At 50.7% G+C, this 10,993-nt stretch carries 9 protein-coding genes; all 9 read left to right on the top strand.

The annotated features are described in order from the left end of the window. Positions 1 to 98: 98 nt before the first annotated feature. The 9 genes from J3481_RS13745 (at position 99) to J3481_RS13705 (ending at position 10,433) form a co-directional block, all read left to right on the top strand. A complete protein-coding gene (locus J3481_RS13745) occupies positions 99 to 968 on the top strand; it encodes an EAL domain-containing protein (RefSeq protein ID WP_206882511.1) in 870 nt (289 codons plus the stop codon). An 84-nt stretch (positions 969 to 1,052) separates the two neighbouring features. Then, the gene (locus J3481_RS13740; protein ID WP_206832690.1) at positions 1,053 to 2,819 is read left to right on the top strand and encodes a methyl-accepting chemotaxis protein; all 1,767 of its coding nucleotides are present in this window, start codon (positions 1,053 to 1,055) and stop codon (positions 2,817 to 2,819) included. A 138-nt stretch (positions 2,820 to 2,957) separates the two neighbouring features. Continuing rightward, positions 2,958 to 3,317, top strand: coding sequence for a response regulator (locus J3481_RS13735; protein WP_206832689.1), 360 nt, complete (start codon positions 2,958 to 2,960; stop codon positions 3,315 to 3,317). A 130-nt stretch (positions 3,318 to 3,447) separates the two neighbouring features. Further along, the gene (locus J3481_RS13730; protein WP_206832688.1) at positions 3,448 to 3,903 is read left to right on the top strand and encodes a chemotaxis protein CheX; all 456 of its coding nucleotides are present in this window, start codon (positions 3,448 to 3,450) and stop codon (positions 3,901 to 3,903) included. A gap of 47 nt (positions 3,904 to 3,950) precedes the next feature. Continuing rightward, positions 3,951 to 5,693 (top strand): protoglobin domain-containing protein, encoded by a 1,743-nt coding sequence (locus J3481_RS13725; protein ID WP_206832687.1) that lies wholly within the window; start codon positions 3,951 to 3,953, stop codon positions 5,691 to 5,693. A gap of 43 nt (positions 5,694 to 5,736) precedes the next feature. After that, the gene (locus tag J3481_RS13720) at positions 5,737 to 7,776 is read left to right on the top strand and encodes a chemotaxis protein CheA (RefSeq protein ID WP_236011725.1); all 2,040 of its coding nucleotides are present in this window, start codon (positions 5,737 to 5,739) and stop codon (positions 7,774 to 7,776) included. 28 nt (positions 7,777 to 7,804) lie between these two features. Continuing rightward, entirely contained in the window at positions 7,805 to 8,272 is a 468-nt protein-coding gene (locus tag J3481_RS13715) for a chemotaxis protein CheW (RefSeq protein ID WP_206832686.1), read from the top strand. Between the two features lie 52 nt (positions 8,273 to 8,324). Continuing rightward, positions 8,325 to 9,944 (top strand): methyl-accepting chemotaxis protein, encoded by a 1,620-nt coding sequence (locus J3481_RS13710; protein WP_206832685.1) that lies wholly within the window; start codon positions 8,325 to 8,327, stop codon positions 9,942 to 9,944. A 63-nt stretch (positions 9,945 to 10,007) separates the two neighbouring features. After that, complete coding sequence (locus J3481_RS13705; protein WP_268884365.1) at positions 10,008 to 10,433, top strand: TIGR03826 family flagellar region protein; 426 nt, start codon at positions 10,008 to 10,010, stop codon at positions 10,431 to 10,433. Positions 10,434 to 10,993: the final 560 nt, after the last annotated feature.

Below are 10,993 nucleotides of genomic sequence, written 5' to 3'. Positions count from 1 at the left end.
CCCCCCCCCCCCCCCCCCCCCCCCCCCCCCCCCCCCCCCCCCCCCCCCCTAAATATCCTCTAACTCCAGATTATGAATCCTCTCATCTCGTTGAAGCAATAGATCATGCGCTTCACACTCATGTTCTCGAGTTTGTTTATCAACCAATTGTGAACCACGTTCGTGGAGAGGTTTGTGCCCACGAGGCCTTGAGCCGTCCTCAGGTTGACGGTCGTGCAATTGCACCGGATATGTGGTTTCGTGCAGCGGTCGCGTGCAATCGGGCCCGAGAAGTGGACCAACTTGTCGTGACCCTCAGTATGCAATCTTTTGCCCTGGCATGGCCGGAAAATCCACCTACACCTTTATTTGTAAACGTAACGCCAAGCAGTTTGACGGAGAAGATGTTTCTCGAATACTTGGAAATTTTATTCGAAGAAGGGATATTGTTCCCGGAACAATTGGTTATTGAAATCGTCGAGTACGTTCCCTATGATATCACTCACTTGTCCTCGATTATTCAAACAATTCGTTCGCGAGGTGTGCGAATTGCATTGGATGATATAGGGGTGGGTTCAAATACTTTTACTTCGATCGCTGTATTAGAACCAGATTGGGTCAAGGTAGACCGAACATTGATTCGCGGGATTTCAGGAACGCCAGCTAAGCAAGAGTTCTTATCACGACTCGTTCATATGATGGGGTCGGGTGAACGGATTATTGCGGAGGGTGTAGAAACGCTTGAGGATTTAGAAACGATTAGATCTATGGGTATCTTCAAGAGTCAAGGATACTATTGGTCCGCTCCCTTGTCGGTACCACAGATTCAGTCTTTGCTTCAAACTATCGAACAAAAAAGACATGAGTTATATAAACTTATGGAAACACTTGTATGGACCGATCCGGCGGTACTAGGGAAGAGTGAGGAGATAGACCGGTTGGTGACGTTATATTACCGGCTATGGAACAAGACAAAGAATGCTGGATAGAATTTATTTCTTCAATATAAGGTGGATTCATAGATATTATCGCTTGTTTCGGATTGAACGTAGCATTCCGAGTTGGGGGCTATCATGTCGATGATGGATTCTGCAAAAGAGTTGATCGATCGCACGTTTCATTCGATGACGCAAAAAATGATGAACATGTTTCCTTCGATGCGCATTCGTCAAAAATTCCTGATGAATACCGGACTCGTGACGGTCCTTCTTATTGCAATGGGGGTTCTCAATGCGATCCTCATCACCAAAATACATCAATCGGTGAATCAATTAGAACAAGCTGCGAAAGTATTAAATCTTGTCCGCAAGTTTGACTATGATATCGTCACATCCGATAACGATGCAGCTCTGTATCTGCTGTCACCAAACGGGCAAAACGCACAATACAACCTTCAAGATTATCAGAATGATTTAGCTCAGGTAAAACAAGATTTATCTTTATTGGAATCTTATCCGATAGGCGTGACGGATAAAGCCATTCTCAATTTGTTTAGTTCGCAGTGGCAGCAAATCCTTGACCAGAACGCGAGTGCGTTTCGATTGGCCGCAACCAGTCTGTCGGACGCACAAGCAATGTTCACCAGCAACACGTTACAACCGCTGATTCAAAGTCTTGCACAGTTAACGAGCGATGAAGAAAGCGTGAAAAATGCCGAGGTTGCAAACGTCAACCATTTGCTTGCACAAACTTTGATTTGGGATATGATCATAGCCTTCGTTGCCATCATGATGGGCCTCATAGGGAGTACGACACTCTCCGTGTCCATATCTCGGCCTATCATGCGCCTAAGGCAGGTCGCGGATGAGATCGCACGCGGGAATTTGCGTGTCGATTCGGTCGAGGTACATACCCGGGATGAACTGGAGGATTTGGCGCGCGTCTTCAACGAGTTGGTCGCGAATCTGCGTTCACTGATTAAGGTGATTGCGGATGCATCGGAACACGTAGCTGCCAGCGCAGAAGAGTTGTCGGCGAGTACGGACGAACTTATGAAGGCGTCTGAGGAGATTACGCATTCTATCGAGCAAGTAGCCGCGGGCGCCGACAAGCAAACGAGGCAAATTCACGATACGTCTGAGGCAGCAAGAAATGTACGAGATGAGATCAGTCAGGTTTCCGAGTTGGCCGATGCGCTGAACAACACGGCAAGGCGAACAGAGCAAGAAGCTGAAAAGGGCATGAAGGTTATGGAAGACATGGAGTCCCAAATGAAGACGATCCGAAGTCGAACGACGGAAGCTGTAGACGTGATGAGCCGTATGGAAAGAGAATCCGAGAACATACGTCAAATTGCATCGACTATCATGCGAATCGCAGACGAGACCAATTTACTCGCTCTGAACGCAGCGATTGAAGCCGCGCGAGCGGGTGAGCACGGCCGCGGGTTTGCCGTTGTAGCAGATGAAGTCCGCAGCCTCGCCAATGCTTCAGCTGATGCTGCACGTGAGGTTCAAGAAATTGTACGCAAGGTGATGCAATCGGTATCCAACGTGTCTAAATCCATTGAAGCGGTCACGACGGAAGTTCAAGAGGGGGCGGCAGTAGCAGATGAAACGAAACGAACCTTCTCAAGCATTCGCCACTCGATGGGGGACGTGACGTTGCGTATCAAGGATGTGGTTGACGTCACACGAAATATCGTCATTCAGGCCGAACATATGACACACGATATGGCGGTTGTCGTGGAATTGGCGGGGCAAGCGGCGCGTGAATCCGAAAGTGTGGTGGCATCTGCACAACAACAGGCCGGCTCCATGCAAGAAATCGCGTCGACCGCTGCATCGCTGAGTCAACGCGCGCAGGAATTGCAGACGATGATTGGGCAGTTCCGAGTGTAGGATCCGTGTGTTTCAAGATCGTCGACAAGACTGTTGTACAAAAAACAGAGTCACGAGCAGGATTACAAACGAGCCAAGGATATTCAGATTGGTTTTGTCATTATTTATATAAATTCTACTAGATAGGGTGAAAGGTTCATGGCGCGTGTTTTGGTCGTCGATGATGCTGCATTTATGAGGATGATGATTAAGGATATCCTCGTGAAACATGGACACGAAGTGGTTGGAGAAGCTTCTGACGGGGACCAAGCAGCGAAGTTATACCAAGAATTGCATCCCGATTTGGTCACCATGGATATCACCATGCCGAATGTGGACGGAATTGAAGGAGTCAGGAGAATACGAGCGATAGATCCGCAAGCTCGCATCATCATGTGTTCAGCTATGGGGCAACAAGCGATGGTACTGGACGCAATTCGGGCCGGGGCGAAGGATTTTGTGGTGAAACCCTTCCAAGCAGATCGGGTGATAAACGCTGTAGAAAAGGCCTTACAGTAGAAACACTCTGATATCTCTTGCACTCGCAGGAGTGGCAAAACGAGATAGATGAAACGAAGGTCGCTTGGCGGCAGGCTGCGCACCGTTGGCCATGTGGGGTTCACGTTCATTCATCAAGGAGGTTTCGTAGGTGCCACAAGCTGTGTTACCTGAGGTATTGAACACGTCGTTTGAAGCTGCGAAAGTGGTCTTTCCTATACCTTTTGTTAGAGAGAAATTGGAGATCGTCAATCAATATATCCATAGCGAAGAACTTGGGGTACTGATTGGCCTCACGCACGATCTGCAGGGCCGGCTGATTATCGAAGGTCGTGCTCCCGTGTTTCAAGCCTTAGGTGTCGCGATGTATGGGATGGAATTAGCGGACGCCATGTTGGAATCTTTTGTTGGCGAGATTGGAAACATGGTGGCGGGGAATATGTCGACGCGTCTAGCGGAGAATGGGATTCATGTGGAAATTAGTCCGCCAACCGTCATCGTGGGGCCCACCAAGCTGACGGGTTTCGTCACGGCAGCGAAGGTTCCTCTACATCTGGAGAACATCGGGGTCATTCATGTGATTCTCATATTGGACGAATCAGAGTAAATGGACAAGCTATTCGTTGAGCAGAGAACCGAGAGGAGATCATGCGGGTGTTTCTCAGGCAAAAGACGACTGTTGTTTTCGCTACGAAAAACAAAGGTGATTATGTACATACAGATCTAGAAGCATTGAATGAAAAGCTGGCTTTTCTACAAGTCACACAAGAAGATCTTGCCCGAGTTCGAGATGTCTCTTCATTGATGGAGCCTTGTCTCGAACAGATCGCAAAGCGCCAATACGACATCATTGAGAAGTTCCCCAACCTGAATAAGATTATCGCAGAACATAGTCACAGGGAGCGTCTAGAACGGTCGTTTGTCGATTACTTCAGAAAGCTATTTCGTGCGGATGTCGCGGACAGTGTGTTTTGGCGAGAGAGAAAGCGAATCGGTCGTGTTCATAGCCGTCTTCACGTGACCGCGGACTGGTACATCGGTTCCTACATGCGGTTGTTTGAATATCTCATTCCGGCAGTCGTGCATCAATGGCACGGGAAGCCGCAAGAACTGTCTGATACCTTGCTTGCGTGTTTGAAAATGGTATTCCTTGATATGCAGATCATCATGGAAGCGTATGAAGAGGAAGAACTACAGGCTGGATATATAGACCATGTATCAAACGTATTGGAGCTCGTTTTAGGAATCGAGGACATTCTCCCAACCAAAGATGCTATTAGCAAAGTCGCATCGGATTCCGAAAATATCTCAGCTGCAACAGAGCAACTATCTGCTTCTGTTCGCGAAGTGGCGGATTACGCGGTGAAGGCCTCGGAACATGGAGACCGCGTGATGCGGGACGCGCAAGCGGGCGGTGAAGTCGCGCGTACCGCTTTGGAAGGGATTGTTGCATTACGTCAAACGTTCGACCAGTTGCAACATCAATCGACTGCTGTGGTTTCGGCAGCTGAACGCATTTCAAGCGTCTTGGAGTTGATTCAAGAAATCGCAGAACAAACGCATGTCCTTTCATTGAATGCCGGGATTGAAGCCGCAAGAGCAGGCGAACACGGCCGTGGTTTTCAGGTCATTGCCTCAGAAGTACGGGCCCTTGCGAATCAAACGAGAGACTCGATTCAGGAAACGATGGATGTCATTCAGAACGTCCAAGACGCAGCTCGAACGATGAACCAGGTCACCCAAACGGTCTCCTTGGAGCTGGTCGATAAAGTTGGTACAGCCCAACAGGCGATAGGAATGATTGAGAGCTTCGTTTCTGAAATTCATCACATCGTCGAATACATGGGGAATATTGCGGCGAGTGCCGAAGAACAAGCTGCAGCTACGGAAGATATCGCTTCACGTGTGGTCAATATCATGGACGGTGTGACAGATGTAAAGCACAGGATAGATGCTTTGGGGCAAGACATGTATCGAACCGGTGTGCAAGTGAACGATTTACGCAATGTGATGGTCGAACGCCTAGCGAATGCTCATCACGATCGCGTGCTCCTTCGGATCGCCAAGACGGACCATCTTTTGTGGAAGTGGTGGTTGCACAACTATATGATGGGGTACCACGCCATGGAGGAGGAGCAACTGAAAAACCACCACGACTGTCGTTTTGGAAAGTGGTACGATGCGGCGAAGGGACATTCGCGTTTCGCAGCGAACCCGGTATTCCAACGCCTTGACGAACCTCATCAAAGGGTACATCAACTGGCATCCGAGATCTATCACGCTCTTCAGCAAGACATTCGTTCAGACGTCAGTATGAAGATGCGGGACTTGGAGGAAGCTTCGCAAGAAGTTGTCCGACTCTTAGATGCCCTTTATGAAGAGCTAGAGAGGCAATGAATCTTCATGATAGACACGGCCGTCAAACTTGGAGCTTTTATCGTTGATCGACTGCTGCCCAACCTCAAAGAAAGGGGGGCGCCATGTGAATCGTGAGTACTTGGACGCATTCTTGGCCGAGTCGGCGGAAAATGTCGAGAAACTAGAGGATGGGTGCCTGGAGCTCGAACGCCAAGGCCCGGAGGCTAACCTTGTTGCTGAGCTTTTCCGCGCGGCGCACACATTGAAAGGCATGAGTGCCACGATGGGATTTTCTCGCCTAGCGGAGCTCACACATCGAGTGGAGGATGTGTTCGGTCTGTGGAGAGATCATCCTGAGAGCTTTCAGTCAGAGCAGGTGGATATTCTGCTCCATGCGATTGACCGAATGCGTCTGCATCTCGAGGCCATTTCGACGTCTGGAAGTGAGCTTGATCTCAAAGACGATGATGTGATGGCTTCCCTACAAGCGGCTTTTCAAGCTAGAGAACCATTGCACTCCAGTCAAAAGACCGATCCAGAAGAGGACGGAGCGCGATATGCAACGGAAGCCGAACGTCAGGCCAAGGTCGCATATCGGCTTCACATTCAATTATCCCCTGATTGCATGATGCCTGGCGTTCGACTCGCGATGGTGTACCAGACATTGAAGGATGCTGCGGACATCGCGGCATCGTCTCCGACCGAAGATGCGGTCTGGGCAGGAGATGTGCAAACACCGGAAGCGTATGTCGTCATCTATCTAGAACGCGACGAGATCGAACGGATTCAGGAAAAGGTGCTCGACATCACGGATGTCGCTCGCTGCGATGCTGAAAGATTGGTTGCATCAAGCGGAAGCTCAAGTCGGCAAGATTCACGTGGGAATTTGGCTTCTCAAGAAACCCAGTCCCAATCGATGTCGACAACTCCCTCAGAATCCGCAGCTCGTCCTGGGAACAACGATAGTCGCCCCGACAGGTCGATCCGCGTTTCCGTTCGTCGGATGGACGCGCTTGTCAACACCATGAGTGAGATGGTCATCGCGAAAACTCGCCTGGATACTCTCGCGGCGGCTTCGAACGATCCCGCGTTGCGGGAGGCCGTAGAACGCTTGGATCGGTTGACGAAGGATCTCCAGGATGAGGTGATGCAGCTTCGGATGGCCCCGGTTGAGTCGGTGTTTCATCGTTATCCACGAATGATGCGAGACCTGGAGCGGAAACTGAATCGGGAGTTCGACTTTGTCATGACGGGGCTCGAAACGGAAATGGACCGTATCGTGCTTGAAGAGATGGGCGAAGCCATTGTCCATTTGCTACGCAACGCGGTTGACCACGGTCTCGAGTCTCCGGAAATGCGTGAACAGCGGGGAAAGCCGCGCCGTGGAACCATTCGTTTGTCGGCATATGCGTCTGGCGGACACATCTACATCGAGGTTGCGGATGACGGCGCGGGCATCGATCGGGCGCGCGTTCTTCAGTCCGCGATAGCAAAAGGTGTGATCACACCCGAGGAAGGCGCGTCCATGTCGGACGAGGCCGTGTATGAGCTCCTCTTTCGATCCGGATTCAGTACAGCGAAAGAGGTGTCGGACATTTCCGGCCGGGGCGTCGGGCTTGACGCGGTGCGCGATAAGGTGGAGTCACTCGGTGGGAAAATTCGCATCGATACAGAGCTTGGTCGGGGTACGACGTTTGTGATCGAATTGCCGCTTACGCTCGCGATTCTCCCGGCGCTTCTCGTCTCCGTACGAGGGCAGACGTTTGCAATTCCCACGGCGAATGTTGACGAGGTGGTGCGACTTCGTGAAACAGACTTGCGGTATGTGCAAAACGAGCCTGTATATCCAAGTGAGGACAGGATTGTGCCGATTGTCGACGTCGCAGAGTGGCTTGGACTTGGCGTGAGACAATGGATATTTCCGCAGACTGCGGTGGTATGTCGGGATGGGAAGCAGAAATTCGTGATGGTCGTCGATAAGGTTCTGGATGAGTTGGAGATTGTGAATAAACCCCTTGGCCGCTACTTGGAAGGAGTGCGTGGTTTTTCGGGGGCCACCATTCTCGGCGACGGCAAAGTGTCCCTCATTCTCGACGTGCGTTCCGTTGGGCAATCCGTATAAGAAAATTGAATGGGTCAAGGAGGGATGCATGGTGGAGTCCTATGTGATCATGCGGGTGGGGGAAGAACGCTACGGCGCGCATGTGTCGCAGGTGCAATCAGTGGAACGACTCGGGGAAATCACGCCTGTCCCGCGCACGTTGAGCTTCGTCAAAGGCGTGATCCACTTACGCGGTTCGGTCGTGCCGGTGATCGATCTCGCAGAACGCGTGGGATTGAGGCATCGAGTGCAGGATGCCGATGAAATGCGTGTTGTGATCGCAGAAGTCGAAGATAGGGTCGTTGGCATGATTGTTGATGGTGTGGAAGACGTCGTTCAGATTCCACCAGAGACCATTGAACCTCCACCGGCCGTGGTAGGTGGTTTACAAGCGGTGTATCTAAGGGGCGTGGCTCGTGTAGGAAATGACCTTTTGGTTCTGCTCAACTTGAATCGCGTCTTTTCTGCGGCCGAATCGGAGCAGCTGAAACAGATCGAACAGTTCATGACGAGTTAAAGTGCACCACAGGTTTTGCAACAGATAGACATACATAGTATGGGGGGTTACCATGGCACAATATCCATTCTCACGACGCCAACTACATCAGCAATGGCAGTCCGTTGAACGGGCTGCTCGAGAGGTCGAACGACTCATCACTCACTATGGGGGACTGACGGACCAAGCCAAGCACGATATCCGAGCGAAACTAGATGAACTCTTAGGCGATCTGGAGTATTTCTTTCTTATTCGTCGAGATGGATATGCGGAAGTGCATACGAACCGATTGCGAGAAGGTGTCTATTTTACGGACGAAGTTGGGGTGAAGTGTGCCTCCATCACGGAGACCACGGCGTTTGATTATCCCCGTAACACCGGAGAACGGATCATTGATATCTCCACACCGGTTTATGTCAACGGACAATCACCGTATGTACTTCGTTCTGGACGTATATTTCCAACTTTGAGCCGAAGATTCAAAGGGCCCATCCCTTTCTTCTTAGCGCAATTGGTCGGCATTACATGTGCTCTGGTTGATCCACATGTGCGTACCGTATCTGCGGGGCTGTGTGGAGTTGCGACTGTCTTCGCGCTGATAGAGTTTGTTCGATTCGAAATGCATTATAAGAACTGGATCGCGTTCATGCGTGAAATCAGTCATGGTCGTCTCGGCAAGCGTATGCATCCCAAGACACGCGATGAGTATGGACAATTGGCGTTTGAACTGAATAAGCTGGCGATTGGATTCGAAGATATGCTCCGTAAGATGGTGAATGCCTCAAGTCAGTTGATGGATAGTGCTCAAGAACTTGAAAGCAGTGCGCAGCAAAGTACTGCCGCCTTGCAAAGCATTGCCGCTTCCATGCAGACCACCAGCGTCAGCGCTGAAGAGCAAACGCGGCATATGCGGGACACGATGACCGAGGTGCACCATGTTCAGAAACAAATCCAAGAGCTCAATGACTTTATACAAGCTGTAGCGTCTACGGCAACCGATGCAATGCAGCGAGCGGAAGAAGGAAATGCTTCGTCTGCACGTTGGGTAGAACGTTTGCAAACCATTGTGGACCAAGCGAAGAGCCTTTCACAATCCATCGATTCTCTCGATCACATTATGTCCGTGATGGCGGATGCTCTCTCGACGATTCAGAAGATCACGCGGGACACGCATCTCTTGGCCCTCAACGCATCCATCGAGGCCGCTCGAGCCGGCGAAAATGGGAGAGGCTTCGCAGTCGTGGCAACCGAGGTGCGTAGGTTAGCCAATCTGTCTTCGGAACATACCAAGCAAATTGAGACACAGGTTGCTCAAATACCCAACATTCTTGAGCAGGTACGCAATAACATGAGTCAAACAGCGACGTCTATCCAGGAGGGTATGGCTGCCGCCACCGAAACAGGTAGTATCCTGACAAATATTCATCACGCGATCTCAGATGTTGCAGAGGATACAGCGCATCTTCGCTCGGTGATTCACGATATATTCCAAAGTGGAAAAAATATGATCGAGATCTTAGAAACCACTCATGCACTCTCGAACGTCGTACGAGAACAAACCGAGTCAGTCAGTGCGTCAACCGAAGAACAGTATGCGATTACGGAGGAAGTCGCACGAGCGGCATCGGTGGTATTTCAGTCAACGCGAGATCTACGTGCTATCATTGAGCGTTTTGAGTTTCAATCGCCATAATGCATATTTTACAGGTCGCTAGCTCTGTCTATTGCTATCGCACTGCATTACCCCGTGAATCTTATGGATGGAGCGGAGACCGGAGGGATAAGATTGGCACTTGCCAACTGTCGCCGATGTGGGCGACTCTTTAATAAGATGGGCCACGATGTATGTCCGAGTTGTATCCATGAAGAGGAAAACAAAATCGCTGAGATCCGAGACTACCTGAGGGAACACCCCCTAGCCAACATCTACGAAGTCTCACAAGGCACTAGTGCAGCATATGAAGAGATCGTCGATCTCATCCGTACGGGCAAGCTTTTGCTACGTCAATATCCGAACATGACGTACCCATGTGAAAGATGTGGTGCACCAACGCAATCTGGGCGGTTGTGTATGAATTGCGCACAAGAATTAGGTGAAGGGATTCAAATGTATGATAGGAAATATTATAATAAAAAACCTTATACAAAGAACCGAAACGGGGGCTTCTACAGCCGAGAATGACGCTTTTACACAAAAATCTAGCAATCTAGGTATAATAGCATCGAGCATCACTTTGGGGGTTCACTCCCTGCTCGCGAAGCGGGAGGGGGTGAGGCCACGTGAGTACAGCGACAGCTATCGGGCTGATAATCCAATCAGTCTCGGCCTATAGCCTTCCTATCGTTGGTCGTGGCTTTGGTACTTGCCATCACACGCAAGTAACCGCCCCCCTAGGTTTACCGGCCATGGGGCGGTCACTGCTTTGAGCTATCAAATCCAGATAGCGGGCAGGGCCAATGCCCAGGCGATGATGCTCGAAGCGTCGGAGGCGCCAACTCCGGCGCTTTTTCAGTGCGCCCGGCATGGGCGGTAGCTAGGCGGTGAAAGTCCGCTGCGTAAGCGTCAACTCCACCACACCTTGCGTGTCGCATCGCATTTACGAAGACGCCCAGCCGTCTATTGGGCAGGACCTTCGTAACACGGTAAACGTCAACCGAACTACACCTTGACTCATGTGTCAGGCGTGGGGCTGAGCATCCGCCCGGCTCCGCATGGGTGCTCAAGGACTCGTCCTTCCATAC

The sequence above is a fragment of the Alicyclobacillus fructus genome (genome assembly GCF_017329605.1).
Classification (GTDB): domain Bacteria; phylum Bacillota; class Bacilli; order Alicyclobacillales; family Alicyclobacillaceae; genus Alicyclobacillus; species Alicyclobacillus fructus.
Note: the sequence above shows the minus strand (reverse complement) of the source record. Positions and strands in the feature narration are given on the sequence as shown.